General features: G+C 56.4%; 17 protein-coding genes. 12 read left to right on the top strand and 5 right to left on the bottom strand.

What is annotated here, in order from left to right; all coding sequences use genetic code 11:
• The first annotated feature begins 6 nt into the window (after positions 1-6).
• The 3 genes from AACH41_RS13085 to AACH41_RS13075 are packed head-to-tail and all read left to right on the top strand — an operon-like array spanning position 7 to position 1139.
• A complete protein-coding gene (locus AACH41_RS13085) occupies positions 7-228 on the top strand; it encodes a hypothetical protein (protein ID WP_275357796.1) in 222 nt (73 codons plus the stop codon).
• Positions 229-286: 58 nt separating this feature from the next.
• The gene (locus AACH41_RS13080; RefSeq protein ID WP_313985122.1) at positions 287-712 is read left to right on the top strand and encodes a YeeE/YedE family protein; all 426 of its coding nucleotides are present in this window, start codon (positions 287-289) and stop codon (positions 710-712) included.
• 7 nt (positions 713-719) lie between these two features.
• Positions 720-1139: a DUF6691 family protein gene (locus AACH41_RS13075; RefSeq protein WP_313985124.1), complete on the top strand. Its 420-nt coding sequence runs from the start codon at positions 720-722 to the stop codon at positions 1137-1139.
• Positions 1140-1144: 5 nt separating this feature from the next.
• On the opposite strand, the gene AACH41_RS13070 is transcribed toward AACH41_RS13075, so the two are convergent.
• The gene (locus AACH41_RS13070) at positions 1145-2509 is read right to left on the bottom strand and encodes a sigma 54-interacting transcriptional regulator (protein ID WP_338655593.1); all 1365 of its coding nucleotides are present in this window, start codon (positions 2507-2509) and stop codon (positions 1145-1147) included.
• 173 nt (positions 2510-2682) lie between these two features.
• On the opposite strand from AACH41_RS13070, the gene AACH41_RS13065 reads away from it, so the two are divergent.
• From AACH41_RS13065 to AACH41_RS13055, 3 genes are read left to right on the top strand one after another with little or no spacing between them, the layout of a single operon-like run.
• Positions 2683-3387, top strand: a complete 705-nt coding sequence (locus AACH41_RS13065; RefSeq protein WP_313985129.1) for an MBL fold metallo-hydrolase — start codon at positions 2683-2685, stop codon at positions 3385-3387.
• Positions 3384-5111: a sulfate permease gene (gene sulP, locus AACH41_RS13060; protein WP_338655591.1), complete on the top strand. Its 1728-nt coding sequence runs from the start codon at positions 3384-3386 to the stop codon at positions 5109-5111. Before AACH41_RS13065 ends, sulP begins: the two co-directional genes overlap by 4 nt.
• A gap of 34 nt (positions 5112-5145) precedes the next feature.
• On the top strand, positions 5146-5325 hold the full coding sequence (locus AACH41_RS13055; RefSeq protein ID WP_194748877.1) for a DUF2892 domain-containing protein: 180 nt from the start codon (positions 5146-5148) through the stop codon (positions 5323-5325).
• Here the strand turns inward: AACH41_RS13055 and AACH41_RS13050 are convergent.
• Positions 5322-5768, bottom strand: a complete 447-nt coding sequence (locus AACH41_RS13050) for a hypothetical protein (protein WP_338655589.1) — start codon at positions 5766-5768, stop codon at positions 5322-5324. The genes AACH41_RS13055 and AACH41_RS13050 overlap by 4 nt on opposite strands.
• A 153-nt stretch (positions 5769-5921) precedes the next feature.
• Here AACH41_RS13050 and AACH41_RS13045 point away from each other — a divergent pair, with 153 nt between their 5' ends.
• The gene (locus AACH41_RS13045; RefSeq protein ID WP_338655588.1) at positions 5922-6911 is read left to right on the top strand and encodes a helix-turn-helix domain-containing protein; all 990 of its coding nucleotides are present in this window, start codon (positions 5922-5924) and stop codon (positions 6909-6911) included.
• Here AACH41_RS13045 and AACH41_RS13040 read toward each other — a convergent pair.
• Complete coding sequence (locus AACH41_RS13040; RefSeq protein ID WP_338655586.1) at positions 6908-7915, bottom strand: NAD(P)-dependent alcohol dehydrogenase; 1008 nt, start codon at positions 7913-7915, stop codon at positions 6908-6910. The genes AACH41_RS13045 and AACH41_RS13040 overlap by 4 nt on opposite strands.
• A gap of 365 nt (positions 7916-8280) precedes the next feature.
• Between AACH41_RS13040 and AACH41_RS13035 the strand changes: the two genes are divergently transcribed.
• From AACH41_RS13035 to AACH41_RS13025, 3 genes are read left to right on the top strand one after another with little or no spacing between them, the layout of a single operon-like run.
• Positions 8281-8736, top strand: coding sequence for a (2Fe-2S)-binding protein (locus AACH41_RS13035; protein ID WP_338655585.1), 456 nt, complete (start codon positions 8281-8283; stop codon positions 8734-8736).
• 11 nt (positions 8737-8747) lie between these two features.
• Complete coding sequence (locus tag AACH41_RS13030) at positions 8748-10910, top strand: xanthine dehydrogenase family protein molybdopterin-binding subunit (protein ID WP_338655584.1); 2163 nt, start codon at positions 8748-8750, stop codon at positions 10908-10910.
• Between the two features lie 5 nt (positions 10911-10915).
• Positions 10916-11899, top strand: coding sequence for an XdhC family protein (locus tag AACH41_RS13025; RefSeq protein ID WP_338655583.1), 984 nt, complete (start codon positions 10916-10918; stop codon positions 11897-11899).
• On the opposite strand, the gene AACH41_RS13020 is transcribed toward AACH41_RS13025, so the two are convergent.
• Complete coding sequence (locus tag AACH41_RS13020) at positions 11900-12499, bottom strand: nucleotidyltransferase family protein (protein ID WP_338655582.1); 600 nt, start codon at positions 12497-12499, stop codon at positions 11900-11902.
• Positions 12500-12625: 126 nt separating this feature from the next.
• Between AACH41_RS13020 and AACH41_RS13015 the strand changes: the two genes are divergently transcribed.
• Positions 12626-13546, top strand: a complete 921-nt coding sequence (locus AACH41_RS13015) for a PHB depolymerase family esterase (protein WP_338655581.1) — start codon at positions 12626-12628, stop codon at positions 13544-13546.
• Positions 13547-13584: 38 nt separating this feature from the next.
• Here AACH41_RS13015 and AACH41_RS13010 read toward each other — a convergent pair whose 3' ends face one another.
• Positions 13585-14379, bottom strand: coding sequence for a MipA/OmpV family protein (locus tag AACH41_RS13010; RefSeq protein WP_194748868.1), 795 nt, complete (start codon positions 14377-14379; stop codon positions 13585-13587).
• Between the two features lie 147 nt (positions 14380-14526).
• Between AACH41_RS13010 and AACH41_RS13005 the strand changes: the two genes are divergently transcribed.
• Positions 14527-14961 (top strand): DUF3429 domain-containing protein, encoded by a 435-nt coding sequence (locus AACH41_RS13005; protein WP_275357774.1) that lies wholly within the window; start codon positions 14527-14529, stop codon positions 14959-14961.
• Positions 14962-14984: the final 23 nt, after the last annotated feature.

Below are 14984 nucleotides of genomic sequence, written 5' to 3'. Positions count from 1 at the left end.
ATTAACATGAAACGACTGTTTTATATCGACTATCCGCAAGAGCACTTTGAAGGCCAGGCCCACCGTTACCGTTGCGCCTATTGCAAGCAGGAAACCACCCATATCAACGGCAAGCTGGAAGGGCATTTGCCGGGCTGCGAGTATCGGGTTGCGCTGGAAAATGCCGGTTTTGAATGTAACCAGCTTGCGGAACCCGCCCATGAGGACATGGCCGACGAAGTCGATTGAGGGATGATGGCGCTGGCTAGACCTGTTCATAAACGCTGTTGAGGATGTAGAAAAAAGCATGATTTCTTTTACCCCCTGGCAATCACTGATGGGTGGATTGCTCATAGGTTTTTCCACCTTGCTGATGATCCGCTGGCTGGGCAAGGTCACTGGCATCAGTGGCATTGTGGGGCAGGTCTGGTCGGCCGCCGCCGGTGACCGGGCCTGGCGCCTGGCTTTTGTCGCGGGTCTGGTGCTGTCGCCATTGGTTTATGTCCTGGCACGGCCGTTGCCTATGGTGGAGATTCAGGCGTCCACGCCCTGGTTGATCGTGGCGGGATTGCTGGTGGGCTTTGGTAGTCGCCTGGGGTCGGGGTGCACCAGTGGTCATGGGGTTTGCGGCTTGTCACGGCTGTCGCCACGTTCGCTGGTGGCGACATTTACGTTTATGCTGGTGGCGATGCTGGTGGTCTGGCTATGGCGCCATGTGTGGATGATAGGGTAGAAGCAAGATGGCAAATCTGATGGCATTGATCGCCGGGCTGATCTTCGGTGTGGGGTTGATTGTAGGCGGGATGACCAATCCAGCCAAGGTGTTGGCCTTTCTGGATGTGACCGGTGACTGGGATCCGTCACTGGCATTTGTGATGATGGGTGCGATTGCGGTAGGCTTTTTTGCCTTCAAGTCTGCGGCCAGGCACTCCGCCAGTGTCTTGGGCCTGCCTGTGCAGTTACCAGGCACGCGTCTGATTGACCGCAAACTGGTGCTGGGGGCGGTGATCTTTGGCACCGGCTGGGGCATTGCCGGATTTTGTCCCGGCCCAGCCATCGCCTCACTCTTGACGGGTGGCCCGGCGGTCTGGCTGTTTGTCGCCAGCATGCTGGCGGGAATGGCCGTGCATACGCTGGCGGTGCGTCGCGGCTGGTTGTGACCGTATCAGTCTTTTTGCCAAAGTTTGCGGTAACGCCACAGTGTGGTGCGGCCAATCCCAAGTTGCTTGGCCGCCTGGGTCAGGTTGCCCTGGCAGTCAGTGACGGCTTGCACGATGGCGGCTTCTGAAAGCGCCTGGCGGCCTGGTTTGGCGACTGGCGCTGCCATTGTCTGTGTTGACGCGGGTATCGTTTGCAGTTCGGGCGGCAAGTCTGCGGTATCGATCTGCTTGCCATCTGACATCACCAGTGCGTAATTCAACACATTGCGCAGTTCGCGCACATTGCCTGGCCAGTCATAGGCCATCAGTTGCTGCATGACGGCGGCCTTCACTACGGGCAGCTGTTCCCCGGTAAATTGCTGTTTAAGCAGGTGACGCACGATGAGCGGAATATCCTGTTTGCGCGCCTGCAAGCTGGGTAAGAAGATGGGCACCACGCGCAAGCGGAACAACAAGTCCTGCCGGAAACGTCCGGCTTTAACCTCTTCGCGCAAGGCTTTATGTGTGGCGGCAACAATGCGGACATTGGCTTGCATGGCCTGACTGGCCCCGACGGGCAGGTATTCACCGGTTTCGAGTACGCGCAACAGTTTGGCCTGTAATTCGTAAGGCAGTTCGGCGATTTCATCCAGAAACAGCGTGCCGCCCTCGGCCCGGCCAAACAGGCCCTGATGATCACGAATGGCACCGGTGAAGGCACCCTTGACGTGGCCGAACATCTCACTCTCCAGCATGCCCGCATTGAGCGTGGCACAGTTGATGGCGACAAAGGCGCCGCGGTGACGCAGACTCTCGCCATGAATGGCGCGGGCCACCAGCTCTTTGCCTGTACCGGAGTCGCCGCGGATCAACACCGGTATATCTGTCACTGCCACGCGGCGTATCATTTCAAACACTTTTTGCATTTCGGGCGCATGGCTGATCAAGCCATATTTTTCACCCAGCGAGGATTGTGCGGCGGTCTTGCCTGCGTCCGCCTGCTGGGGCAGCAGGATTTCGAGGCCGCCCGCAAACGCGCCATCTTCAGGCCAGTAGGCCATGGCATATTTCAACACTGCCTGTCGTTCACCATCAGACCGGTGCAGCAGCAGGGGGGCGCCCTCGACCTTGCCAGACTCGGTGAGCCCACAGCCGCGCATACACTGTTCGCAGCGGTTGGCGGTCAGGCAGTTTTCACCCAAGAGCGCAGCCTGGGTGAAGCCTAGCAGTTTTTCGGCACCCGGGCTCCAGTAACTGATCCGCTTTTGAGCATCGACGGTAAACACGGCTGCATCTGGCATGATCAATGAAATCATGCGGGCCAGCGATTCGCCCTGTGCGCGGCTCAGGCCGGCCTGCTGGCTGAAAAAATCGGGGGTGGTTTGTTCCATTTCTTATTTGAAACGTTTCATGATTGTGGTTTTGTGTTTCATTGAAACATTTTTGGCGGGCGTGGGCAAGTGATATTTTTATATAAGTCATTGATTTTACTGTTTTTAAATTTTTATTGAAACATTGGCACTGGTTTTGCTGAATCAACGCCATCTTGATAAGGAGCACGCGGATGATTTTCAAGCAATTTTTTGAGCCTGAAAGTAGCACTTATACCTATCTGCTAGGCTGTAAAGAAACCCGGCAGGCGGTGATGATTGATACCGTAGGCAGCGAGGTAGACAAGTATGTGGCGGCTTTGCAACAGCATGGGTTGACGCTGGTGTTTACCCTGGAAACGCATGTGCACGCCGATCATGTCACCGCTGCCGCCACCTTGCGCGAGCGTCTGGGCAGTAAAAGTGTGGTGCATCGTGATGCAGGCGCGCAATGCGGCGATGTGCTGGTGACCGATGGCGTGCACTTGCAAGTTGGCACGCTGGATATCGAGGTCCGTTACACCCCCGGGCACACCAACGGCTGTGTCAGTTATCTGGTCGGTGACCGCATCTTTACCGGCGATGCCTTGCTCATTGATGGCTGTGGCCGCACCGACTTTCAGCAGGGCAATGCCGGGCAGTTGTATGACAGCATACATGCCAAAATTTTCAGCTTGCCTGAGGATACGCTGATTTATCCCGGCCACGATTATCACGGTAGGACCGTCTCCACGGTCGGCCACGAGAAGCGTGAAAACAAGCGCTTGGGCGGGCAAACTTCCCGCGCTGAATTTATCAATATCATGGCCAATCTCAAGCTGGCCTATCCCAAACAAATTGATGTGGCCCTGCCTGCCAACCAGGCCTGTGGGCAAGTGGTGATCAAGCAGTCGGCATGAGCACAGCGATGTTGACTCGGCTGGCCCATTACGTGCCCGCCCTCCGCTGGGGGCCGCATTATCGGCGTGAGCAGGCCATGCATGATTTGATGGCGGCGCTGACGGTGACCCTGATGCTGGTTCCTCAGGCGCTGGCCTATGCCATCCTGGCGGGCTTGTCGCCACAAGTTGGCCTGTATGCCAGCCTGTTGCCGTTAATCGTCTATGCTTTGTTAGGTACCAGTGCGACGCTGGCCGTGGGCCCAGTGGCGGTGGCGGCACTGATGACTGCGACCGCAGTGGCGCCTTATTCAGCACAGAGTCCCGCGTTGGGGCTGCAAGCGGCGCTGATCCTGGCATGTTTGTCTGGCATGTTTCTGATGCTGGCCGGGATGTTCAAATTAGGCTTTCTGGCAAATTTTCTATCGCACCCCGTCATGAGCGGCTTTATTGCTGGCGCCAGCCTGGTGATTGCCAGTAGTCAGCTGCCCACCTTGCTTGGCATCCACGCCGAGGGCAGTCATGTGCTGGCGCTCTGGCAGAGTATGCTGGGGCAATGGCCGCAGATTCATCTCGCTACGGCTATGCTGTCGGTGCTCACCCTGCTATTACTGGTGCTGGCCAGGCGGCAAGGGCAATCGCTGTTGCTAAGTCTGGGCTGCTCGCCGTTTTGGGCGCAGGCGTTGGTGCGGGCAGTGCCTGCGCTGCTGGTGTTGATCGGAACGATTGCCATGCATGCCGGTTGGGCCCTGCTCACCGGGGTGCGCACCGTAGGGCAGATTCCCGCCGGGCTGCCTGCGCTGGCCTTGCCGCATGGGAGTCTGGCAATGTGGCAATCTTTATTGGCCCCGGCCTTGCTGATTTCCATCATCGGCACGGTGGAGTCGATTTCTGTGGCGCAGAGTCTGGCCATGAAACGGCGTGAACGCATAGACCCTGACCAGGAGTTGATTGCCTTGGGTGGCGCCAATCTGGCGGCCAGTCTGAGTGGGGGGCAGCCGGTCACTGGCGGCGTGTCGCGCTCGGTTGTGAATATGGATGCGGGTGCGCAAACGCCGGCAGCGGGTTTGTTTACCGCATTGGGCATGTGGTTGGCCACGGTTTTCCTGGCCTCGTGGCTCAGTGCGTTACCCAGATTTATTTTGGCCAGCACGATTATCGTTGCGGTGATGAGCCTGGTGGACGGACGCGTGTTTATCGAGACCTGGCGGCGTAACCGGAGTGACTTTGCCGCCTTGCTGGTGACTTTTATGATTACCTTGCTGGTTGATATTGAACATGGCATCAGTGCGGGCGTGTTGCTGTCCATGGCCATGCATCTATACCGCAGCAGTCGGCCGCACATTGCCATTGTCGGGCAGGTGCCGGGTACCGAGCATTTTAGAAACGTGGCCCGGCACGCGGTCAGTGTGTGCCCGGATGTGATTACTTTGCGTGTGGATGAGAGCTTGTATTTTGCCAATGCGCGCTATCTCGAGCAAAAAGTGCTCGAAGTGGTGGCCGATAACACGGCATTGAAACATGTGATCCTGATGTGCTCCGCCGTCAACGAGGTAGATGGCAGTGCCCTGGAGGTGCTGGAAGTCATCAACCACCATTTATCTGCATTGGGAATTGGCTTTCATTTGTCCGAGGTCAAAGGCCCGGTGATGGACATGTTGCAACATGCTCCACTCAGGCAGCAGCTCAATGGTGAGATTTATCTGACCCAACATCAGGCTTATGCAGCGCTGTCCTGTCATTAACGGCGTTGATCGCCGCTAAATATAGGAGGCTGCCATGGCAGATAATATCGGGCAATTGGAACAGTATTTAAGAGTGATTATCGGCGCCGGATTGCTGATGTGGACCCTGTTTTTCCAGGGTCCCACCTGGGGCTGGTTTGGGCTGGTGCCGCTGGCGACCGGGCTGATCCAGTGGTGCCCGCTTTATGCCTTGCTCAAGATTAACCGTCGCTAAGGTTCTCGGTGAGGGGTTGTTTGCAACCCAGACTTTAAAATCAGCACAGAGGCTTTGCCAAAACCATAGCTGGTGGTAAAGAGGCTGGCAAACAAATAGCCCTGGAACAGCAAGGGCGGCGGGAGCTCAGGATTGTCCAGCGCCGGGAAAATGGCCGTCAGCAAAAACAGGCTAGAGTTGGTAAATGCGCCTATCACCATCGCCCAGCGTACATGCCATGGCAAAGAGACCCGGCTGGCCGCAATGCCAAAAATGAGGGCGGTCATCAGCAGAAAATCGATATGTGCTTGCAACAGCCGCGTGAATTTTCCCGCGAAAATCGCCTTGAGTGGGGCCACACCAAAGTTCAGGCCCACCATACACCATGCCAGTAACAACGCCATCAGCAGCCAGCATGCGGCCCCTTTCAATAACATCTGGTGGGCTTGTGGGGTCGATTGCATCAAAGTCTCCTGGGGGATATCGTGTCCCCAGCATAGCCGATCTGTCATGGCCTGCTTGACCTGGACGGAGCTCACGCTTGACTGAAACGGAGATGACTCGCTTGCGAAATCTAGCTGTTTGTGACTTAATTTCGCTCAGCAAAGGAGAGGGTCATGGCGCAGCAAGCAAGGACAGTAGTCGCAGCGACAGGTCGCAAATATAGCTCCGATCTGGTCGCACCCAGTCAGCGCAAGGCATGGTTGTGTGAGGTGATTGGACGTGAATATGCAGAGGTGGACATCGTCCCGCCCACGGCTGCCCCGCTTTACAACGAGATGACGCTCTATCCTTGGCAGGCGTTGCAACTATCCGTGATCCATTCCAACAGCCTGACCATCCAGCGCGGGACGCGAGAAATCTGTCGTCCGCAGTTGGATAATTATTTTGCCGTCCTGTTGCTGCAAGGCCGGTATTGTCTGCAACAGCAAGGGCGGGAAGTGTTTTTGCGCCCTGGCGACATGACTATTTATGATGCCACGGTGCCGCACTATATCCATTGTCCAGAGGCATTTTCCAAGCTGATTGTTTCTATCCCAAGAACCTTGTTGCATCAGCGTTTGCCGCAGGCCGGGCATCTGACGGCGATGCCCATGCGATTGCAGCACGGCATGACCGCCATGTTGTCGCCGTTTTTGCAACAGCTCACGCGTCAGCTGAATCAACTCTCCATGCAGGCATTTGAAGCCAGCGCGGTGCCTATGCTGGACATGCTGGGCAATGCGCTTGAAACCCTGCAAGACCATGCGCTGCCGCGTTCGCCTGGCCGCAGTTTATCGTTGTTGCAAATCAAGCAGTGGCTCAGTAAGCATCTACAGGATGCAGACCTGGATAGTGACGCCATTGCCGCTGCCACCGGATTTTCCAGCCGGTATATCAATCAATTGTTTGCCGATGAACAGACGTCTTTGATGCGCTATGTCTGGCAACAGCGGCTGGCGCTGAGTGCGCAATACCTTAAGCAACCGGCCTGGCAGCACCGGAGCATTTCCGAGATCGCGCTGGCTTGCGGCTTTAACGATTTTGCACATTTCAGCCGAGCCTTTAAGCAGCAGTTTGGCGACGCCCCCCGCGTTTTTCGGCAGCAGGGGGCTTTACTCCGTTAAATCTGCAGGCAAATTTTGCCAAAGTGCTGATTGGTCTCCTGATACTGGAAGGCCTGCACCATTTCCTCCAGCGCAAACACCTTATCCACCACCGGTTTCAGGCCATTCCCGTCTATGGCCTTGATCATGGCTTGCTGCATGCTGCGGCTACCCACCAGCACGCCTTGCAGGCGCAGTTGCTTGATCAGGGCTGTGACCAGAGGGAAGTCGCCCGCCAAGCCGGTCAATATACCAATGACAGAGACGTGGCCACCGACGCGCGCCGCCAGCATGGACTGTTCCAGGGTGGCCGGACCGCCCACCTCGACCACGTGATCGACGCCACGGCCGCCCGTCAGTTCGCGCGCCAGCGTTCCCCAGGCCGGGGTGGTTTTGTAATTGATCAGGTGATCTGCACCCATGGCCTTGAGTTTTTCCAGCTTGGCTTCGCTGGACGAGGTGGCAATCACGGTCGCGCCTGCCAGCTTGGCAAATTGCAAGGCAAAGAGGGAAACGCCGCCCGTGCCTTGCACCAGCACAGTATCGCCAGGGGTGAGCTGATCATCAGACATCAGCGCACGCCAGGCCGTCAGGGCGGCGGTAGTCAAGGTGGAAGATTCGATATGGCTCCAGCCTTTGGGGGCCAGCGTAAAAGATTCCGCGCTGGCGGTGACGATTTCACGCGCGTAGCCATCCACACCATCGCCTGGCACGGTGGCAAAGCCTTCAACCAGCGGTTCTCCCGCTTGCCAGGTGGGGAAAAAAGTACTGACTACGGCATCGCCTACTTTGAATTCGGTGACGCCTGTGCCGACCGCGACTACTTCACCCGCGCCATCCGCCATCGGGATACGCGGCTCGGTGGGGCCCCACATGCCGCTGACCACGGCAAAATCATGGTAATTAAGCGAGTTGGCATGCAGCCTGACCGTGATTTGCCCGGCAGTTGGCGCAGGGGCTTCGCGTGTGCCGACGGTGACATTTTGGTAGCCGCCGCCCGGTTGCAGAATAATGGCTTTCGTCATGGCGTTCTCCTAATCAAGCGTGACATGGGGATTGTATTCATAGGGATGAGTGTTCACGGTAAGCGTTTGATTCTGCCCTGACTTGCAGACAAAGTAAATCACCTGGCACCAGCAGGCGGACGGGAGTGAAGTCAATGTAAAGACTGTTTCAGGATCTCGTCCTGATTGGATCGACAGATGTAAAGCGGCTGCGCGACCAGCTAAATCACGGGCTGCACACTGTAGACTTAACACGATTAAATTTAAATTTATGCAGCTCCGGGACGCCCATACATACAATCATGTATGTTAGTATATTTTCACGATAGCCAACCTTAGATTGGTTTTGCGACTGCAGCATCAGATTTTAAAAAGGAACAAACACGATGAAACTCAATATCAATGGCAAAGAGACCGAGCTCAACGTGAGCGACGACATGCCTCTTTTATGGGCAATCCGCGATGTGGCTGGCATGACTGGCACCAAGTTTGGCTGTGGCATGGCGCAATGTGGGGCCTGTACGGTGCACCTGGATGGTCAGGCCATTCGCTCTTGTGTGACCCCGGTCAGTGCGGCCGCGGATAAAAAAATCACCACCATAGAAGCCATGCATGACGACAAGGTGGGACAGGCCGTACAAGCCGCCTGGCAACAGATTGATGTGGTGCAGTGTGGCTACTGCCAATCCGGCCAGATCATGTCTGCGACCTCACTGCTCAAGCAAAACCCTAAACCCAGCGACGCCGATATTGATGCGGCCATGAGTGGCAATATTTGCCGTTGCGGGACTTATCAACGTATCCGGGCAGCAATCCACGAAGCCGCTGCCAAACTGGCTTAAGGAGAGACCCCATGAATGATCTCATTAACCTCTCCCGCCGCAGTTTTATCAAAAGCACGGCCCTGGTCGCTGGCGGCCTTGTGGTGGCATTCAGTATTCCGCAAGCCAAACGCTTTATGGGTGTAGCCAATGCGGCAGAAGCGCTGCCACTGCCTGCGCCCAATGCCTTTTTGCGCATCGGCGCCGATGACAGTATTACCGTGATGTTGGCGCATAGCGAAATGGGGCAGGGTGTTTGGACCACCTTGCCCATGCTGATTGCAGATGAGCTGGATGCCGACTGGAGCAAGATCAAGGTCGAGCATGCGCCTGCGGCGCCTGCTTATGTGCATACCGCCTATGGTATCCAGATTACCGGCGGCTCTTCCACCACCTGGTCAGAGTTTGACCGCTATCGCCAGGCGGGCGCATTGACACGTGTTCTGTTGCTGGAGGCGGCGGCCAAGCAATGGAAGGTGCCAGTAGCTGGCTTGCGCACCGAAAATGGTTTTGTCATCAATGGCACGCAAAAGCTCAGTTATGGCAAGCTGGTGGAGACCGCCAGTCAATTGCCGACACCGACCAGCGTCACGCTTAAAAAACCGGAGCAGTGGAAATTGATCGGCAAGGCCACCAAGCGTCTGGACAGCGCAGAAAAAATCAATGGCACGGCCAAGTTTGGTCAGGATGTGCAGTTTGAAGGACTCAAAGTCGCCATGGTGGCACGTGCGCCGGTGTTTGGCACCACACTCAAAAGCCTGGATGATGCCGCTGCACGCAAAGTGCCGGGCGTGATCAAGGTGGTCAAAGTGCCCACGGGCGTTGCCGTGATTGCCGAGCATTACTGGGCCGCCAAGCAGGGGCGCGAGGCCCTCAAGCTGGAGTGGGCGCTGGCCGGGCATGACAAACCGGATACCCCCGCCTTGCTCAAGCAATATCAGGCGCTGGCGCAAAAGCCAGGCTTGCAGGCTGCGAAAGCGGGCGATGTCGCCACGGCCAGCAAGCAGGCCAAGCAAACCATACATGCGGAATATGTGTTGCCTTATCTGGCGCATGCACCGATGGAACCTTTGAACTGTGCCGTCAAAATCTCTGATCAGGGCTGTGAAATCTGGACCGGGACGCAAATGCAAACCACGGACCTGGCGTCAGCTGCCAAGATTCTGGGCCTGAAACCAGAACAAGTGAAAATTCACACGCTGTTTTTAGGGGGCGGTTTTGGCCGTCGCGCCAATCCCCGTGCAGACTTTGTGTCTGAAGCGGTTGAAGTGGCCAAAGCGGCAGGCATGCCGGTGAAAACGGTTTGGAGCCGCGAAGACGATATCAAGGGTGGGTTCTACCGGCCGATGTTTGTTCACAAAGCCAGTATCGCGCTCGACAAACAGGGCAAACCGCTGGCCTGGCAGCAGACGCTGGTCGGACAGTCCATCATCAAAGGCACGCCCTTTGAAGGCGTCATGATCAAGGACGGCATTGATGCCACCTCGGTGGAAGGCGTGGCTGATTCGCCCTATGTGAAAGTCACTCCGCATCATGAGGTGCAGTTGCACTCGGTGCAAAGCGATGTGCCGGTGTTGTGGTGGCGATCGGTCGGGCATAGCCATTCCGCCTTTGTCATGGAAAGCCTGATTGATGAACTGGCGCATGCCAGCAAACAGGATCCGCTGGCGTATCGCCGCCAGTTGCTGAAAGACCATCCCCGTCATTTGGCGGCACTCAATCTGGCGGCCGATAAAGCGGGCTGGGGCAAACCGTTGCCTACTGGCGTGTTCCGTGGCATTGCCGTCCACGAATCGTTTGGCAGTTATGTCGCACAGGTGGCCGAAGTCTCCGTCAAAGACGGCGAGGCCAAAGTGCACCGCGTGGTGATGGCGATTGATTGCGGGCTGGCTGTGAACCCGGATGGTGTCAAAGCGCAGATGGAGTCTTGTGTCGCCTTTGCGCTGGGTGCCGCGCTCAGTAGCGAGGTGAGCTTCAAAGACGGCCAGGTGGAACAATCCAACTTCCATAACTATCAGGTGTTACGCATGAAAGACATGCCCAAAGTGGAGGTGCATATTGTGCCCAGCACCGAAAAAATGGGTGGGGTGGGTGAGCCGGGCGTGCCGCCGCTGGCACCTGCCGTGACCAACGCCATTTTTGCTGCGACTGGTAAGCGTATCCGCCGGTTGCCGATTGGTGATCAGCTGGCTTAAGCCCTATGCAGTCCTCTGATTGGGAAGTGTTACAACGTGCCCGTGACTGGCTGGACCAGGGCTATGGCGCGCATCTGTTTACCGTGATCCAGACCTGGGGATCGGCCCCCCGCTTGCCGGGCGCCATTCTGGTGGTGCGCGAAGATGGCCATCTGGTCGGCTCTGTCTCTGGCGGCTGTATTGAAGATGATCTGGCAGACAAAGCCCGTCATCAACAACTGCCCGCACAGCCAGCGATTATGGAGTATGGCGTCAATCAGGCAGAAGCACAGCGTTTTGGCATCCCTTGTGGTGGCCAGCTCAAGATTTTTGCCGAGCCACTCACGCAAACGGCGCAATTAGCGCCTATGCTGGAGAGCTTGTCGCAGCGACGCTTGCTCAAACGTTCGGTGCATGTGCATCGCGGCGAAGTGCGGCATCAATACGTGTTGCCTGAAGGTCAGCCTTATCTGGAGCATGACTGGTTTCACAGCTATTTTGGCCCGCAATGGCGGCTGCTGATTATTGGCGCCAACCAGCTGGGCTCCGTGTTGGCGGCCATGGCACAAGCGCTGGATTTTCACGTCATGATCTGCGATCCGCGTGAGGAAATGCGTGCTGAATGGCATGTGGAAGGCGCAGACTGGTTGCCTGGCATGCCTGACGATGTGGTGTTGGAGATGGCGCCTGATCCACACACGGCGATTGTGGCCGTCACCCATGATCCCAAACTGGACGACATGGCGTTGCTTGAAGCGCTCAAGTCAGACGCGTTTTATATTGGCGCCTTGGGCTCCGTCAAAAATCAGGAAAAACGCAAACAGCGCTTGCGCAGTTTTGACCTCACCGAGCAGGAAGTGAACCGCCTGCACGGCCCGGTCGGCCTGCGTATCGGCAGCCGCACGCCCGCCGAAATTGCCGTGTCTATCCTGGCTGAGTTGATTCAGGAACGCGCACAGTTGCAGCAAACGGGTCTGGTCTCACGGGCGCACAGGCTGGCGATGGCCTGATCATTTCAGGTCGGCGGGGGTATCAATATCCCTGAAGATGCCCGGGTCCTCGCACGCAATGTGTATGCTCTGTGCCTGATGGGCGCGCACCACCTCCCGCGCGCCCTGGTCGCCTTCCACCCGGAGTAATTCAGGGATCAGTGCACGGCTGAAACCCACCGGATGACCGGGTTTGCCTGCCATGACCGGTTGTACCAATGGATGCTGAGCCAAGGCATTTGCGACGTGCTGTATGGTCTGCGGCTGGATAAAGGGCATGTCTGCCAAGGCGATCACCACGCCGGCGTACTGCGGAAAGGCCGTTAACACGGTGTTCAACCCCAGCTTGAGACTATCGGCCATGACCTGCTCCTGCTCGCCACATTCGACCACTATCAATCCCAAGGCCTTGAGGGCGGCACTCAACTCAGGCACATTGGCGCGTATCACGGCGACACTGTGAGGCAAGGCGGTGATCAGGCTGCGGGCGGCCACTACTGCCATGCACTCACCATTAGGCAAGGGCTGTAAGAGTTTGTTTTGCGCACCAAACCGGCGGGAGAAGCCAGCGGCTAACAGCAGACCTACAGGGGGGGCGTCAGAGGGAAGGGGCGTATGCATCTGGGCCTGATCGTCTAAAAAATGCTTTTCTAACATAAGGCGGTGGGTTCAGCTACAGCGCTGCGTCAACATCATCGTATACTTGAGCGTTCATGACAATATTCTGTTCTGGTTGAGGGGGTCCCCATGTCCTGGTTTCGGCGCTTGATGGTGTATTTGCTGTGCAGTGTAACCTGTTTGCCCGCCCTGTGCCGGGCAAATCTCGCCTCTGGCGATTATGCCTTTGAGGTCAATGTTGGTGGTGAGACGCGCGAGTATCTCGTGCATGTGCCCAAGCAGGTCGGCGCAGGCCAGGCCTTGCCCATGGTGCTGGTGCTGCATGGCGGGATGGGCAATATGCAGGTGCAGGCCACCGAACGGTTTTATCACCAGATTTCTGCGGCCGAAAAACATGGCTATATTGCCGTGTTTCCTAATGGCTACAGCCGGTTGCCGGGCGGCAAGTTCGCCACCTGGAATGCCGGTAACTGTTGTGGTCCCGCGCTCAAAAAACAAAGCGATGATGTGGGTGTGATTCGGGCCATGATTCAAGCCACGCAGCAAAAGACAGCCATTGATGCCAACCGCATTTTTGTCGATGGCATGTCCAATGGTGGCATGATGTCTTATCGGCTGGCCTGCGAGTTGTCAGACACCATCAGTGCGATTGCGGCTGTCGCCGGGACAGACAATACCAGGCAATGTCTGCCCAGCAAACCGGTGGCGATTTTGCATATTCACGCCAAAGACGATGACCATGTCCCATTCAATGGTGGTCCGGGCGAGAAATCCATGACAGATGTCAGTTTTAATTCGGTGCCTGCCACTATACAGAAATGGGTAAAGCTCAACCAGGCCAATCCACAGGCGGAGCGTATCCTTGAAGTCAGCGGTGCCTATTGTGAGGTGCATCGTGGCGGGTTGGCGCCCGTGCAGCTTTGTGTCACCGACAGTGGCGGACATGCCTGGCCAGGGGGCAGCAAACCCCGTGGTGGGGAGGCTGGATCAACGGCGATTGACGCCAACGATGTGGTCTGGGCCTTTTTCAATGCCAATGGCCGCCATTAAGCCTCCGTCGGCATGTACGCCGCGATGGGCGGTTTATGTTAAAACGGGATGCTATAGCCGACGTAAGCCATGGGTTGTATGCGTGTTTCTGTGATCGGGCTGTCGTATTGTTCATCACTGAGTCGGGTGATGAATGCACCAAAAAGCAGTGAGTGATTCGTCATCACAGGCATCATGCCATTGATGCCTGCCTGCCATTCAACGCCGGATCCCGCGCGGTAAAACGGCCGACTGGCGTTGACTTCATTGTTGCGCACCCCAAAGTAATAATTGTTGAATTTCTGGCTGTTCCAGGTCGCCCCCACCAGGCCGTTCAGGCGTAAGTTTGGCGACCGTAACAGGCTCTTGATGTATTGCACCTGAAACTGCTGGCCGTTACTGTTGCCACTGGCATCCGTGGTCCATTGCGCATTCAATGTGCCATAGTCTGTTTGCCAGCGGAGTAGCGGCCCAACAAAAATCGAAAAGTCGCGGTCATCCATGCCGCGCGTACGGTCGCCCTTGCTGGCATCCCAGCCAAACTTGGCCTCGGCAGACAGGCCAAAGCGTAAGCGTTTATCCTCGCTATCCACTAACCAGGCGCCCGCTTGCAGGGCATTGATAAAAAAACGGTCGCCATAATTCGCGTTAATAATCGGCAACACCAGCGCGCGGTATTCATCAGAGCCAGAGGTCTTTGGCAGGACGCCAACGCCAATCCCATACAGGTTTTGTGCTCTGGGCACGGCAGTTTCTGTTTGCCGGTCTATGCGGGATTCGGCAGACGTAAGCGGACTGAAGAAGGTGATGGCCATACAAGTGCCAACCACGGGCAATGCGTGATGAAAGTTCATGGTGTGTATCCGTGTATTATTTTATGTTGATGGCATGAGCGCTTAACGGCTGATTTAGTTCCCGCATGCCATGCAGGCTTTTTCGTCTGCAGCCCCAAAACCAAAATGATTGACCATGGTCACATCGCTGCAAAGAGGAGAAAACACATGCGACCTATACATATTCAGCTGGCTAAAACATTGACCTTTATGGGCGCGCTGCCTTTTGCGGGCGCCGTGGTGGCGCAAATGCAGGGGATGGCGCATTATCATACCGGCTATCTGGCGCTGACCTATGGCGCCGTTATTATCTCTTTTTTATGTGGGATACACTGGGGCTTGTTTTTGAACCATGCCCAAGACACCCGCCTGAATTTGCTGGTCACCAGCAATTTGCTGGCCCTACTTGCCTGGGCTACCCTGTTTTTTGTGGTGCCGGTCACCCAATATCTGGTGCAGATCGCCGCCTTTATCGTTTTATGGCTGATAGACCGCAAGCTGGTGGCTGAGGGGCTGATTGAACGCTGGTTTTACCAGTTGCGCACACAAATCACGCTGCTGGTGACACTGTGTTTGTGCGCGATGCTGGTGTTGCAGTTTTAAAAGCCAGGCCGGCGTCAGATTAG

This window comes from Methylophilus sp. DW102 (assembly GCF_037076555.1).
Classification (GTDB): domain Bacteria; phylum Pseudomonadota; class Gammaproteobacteria; order Burkholderiales; family Methylophilaceae; genus Methylophilus; species Methylophilus glucosoxydans.
Note: the sequence above shows the minus strand (reverse complement) of the source record. Positions and strands in the feature narration are given on the sequence as shown.

What these genes read in the sequence shown, in the direction of transcription:
- AACH41_RS13085 (WP_275357796.1), top strand. Translation starts at nt 7, where the DNA reads ATGAAACGACTGTTTTATATCGACTATCCGCAAGAGCACTTTGAAGGC.
- AACH41_RS13080 (WP_313985122.1), top strand. Translation starts at nt 287, where the DNA reads ATGATTTCTTTTACCCCCTGGCAATCACTGATGGGTGGATTGCTCATA.
- AACH41_RS13075 (WP_313985124.1), top strand. Translation starts at nt 720, where the DNA reads ATGGCAAATCTGATGGCATTGATCGCCGGGCTGATCTTCGGTGTGGGG.
- AACH41_RS13070 (WP_338655593.1), bottom strand. Translation starts at nt 2,509, where the DNA reads ATGGAACAAACCACCCCCGATTTTTTCAGCCAGCAGGCCGGCCTGAGC.
- AACH41_RS13065 (WP_313985129.1), top strand. Translation starts at nt 2,683, where the DNA reads ATGATTTTCAAGCAATTTTTTGAGCCTGAAAGTAGCACTTATACCTAT.
- sulP (WP_338655591.1), top strand. Translation starts at nt 3,384, where the DNA reads ATGAGCACAGCGATGTTGACTCGGCTGGCCCATTACGTGCCCGCCCTC.
- AACH41_RS13055 (WP_194748877.1), top strand. Translation starts at nt 5,146, where the DNA reads ATGGCAGATAATATCGGGCAATTGGAACAGTATTTAAGAGTGATTATC.
- AACH41_RS13050 (WP_338655589.1), bottom strand. Translation starts at nt 5,768, where the DNA reads ATGCAATCGACCCCACAAGCCCACCAGATGTTATTGAAAGGGGCCGCA.
- AACH41_RS13045 (WP_338655588.1), top strand. Translation starts at nt 5,922, where the DNA reads ATGGCGCAGCAAGCAAGGACAGTAGTCGCAGCGACAGGTCGCAAATAT.
- AACH41_RS13040 (WP_338655586.1), bottom strand. Translation starts at nt 7,915, where the DNA reads ATGACGAAAGCCATTATTCTGCAACCGGGCGGCGGCTACCAAAATGTC.
- AACH41_RS13035 (WP_338655585.1), top strand. Translation starts at nt 8,281, where the DNA reads ATGAAACTCAATATCAATGGCAAAGAGACCGAGCTCAACGTGAGCGAC.
- AACH41_RS13030 (WP_338655584.1), top strand. Translation starts at nt 8,748, where the DNA reads ATGAATGATCTCATTAACCTCTCCCGCCGCAGTTTTATCAAAAGCACG.
- AACH41_RS13025 (WP_338655583.1), top strand. Translation starts at nt 10,916, where the DNA reads ATGCAGTCCTCTGATTGGGAAGTGTTACAACGTGCCCGTGACTGGCTG.
- AACH41_RS13020 (WP_338655582.1), bottom strand. Translation starts at nt 12,499, where the DNA reads ATGCATACGCCCCTTCCCTCTGACGCCCCCCCTGTAGGTCTGCTGTTA.
- AACH41_RS13015 (WP_338655581.1), top strand. Translation starts at nt 12,626, where the DNA reads ATGTCCTGGTTTCGGCGCTTGATGGTGTATTTGCTGTGCAGTGTAACC.
- AACH41_RS13010 (WP_194748868.1), bottom strand. Translation starts at nt 14,379, where the DNA reads ATGAACTTTCATCACGCATTGCCCGTGGTTGGCACTTGTATGGCCATC.
- AACH41_RS13005 (WP_275357774.1), top strand. Translation starts at nt 14,527, where the DNA reads ATGCGACCTATACATATTCAGCTGGCTAAAACATTGACCTTTATGGGC.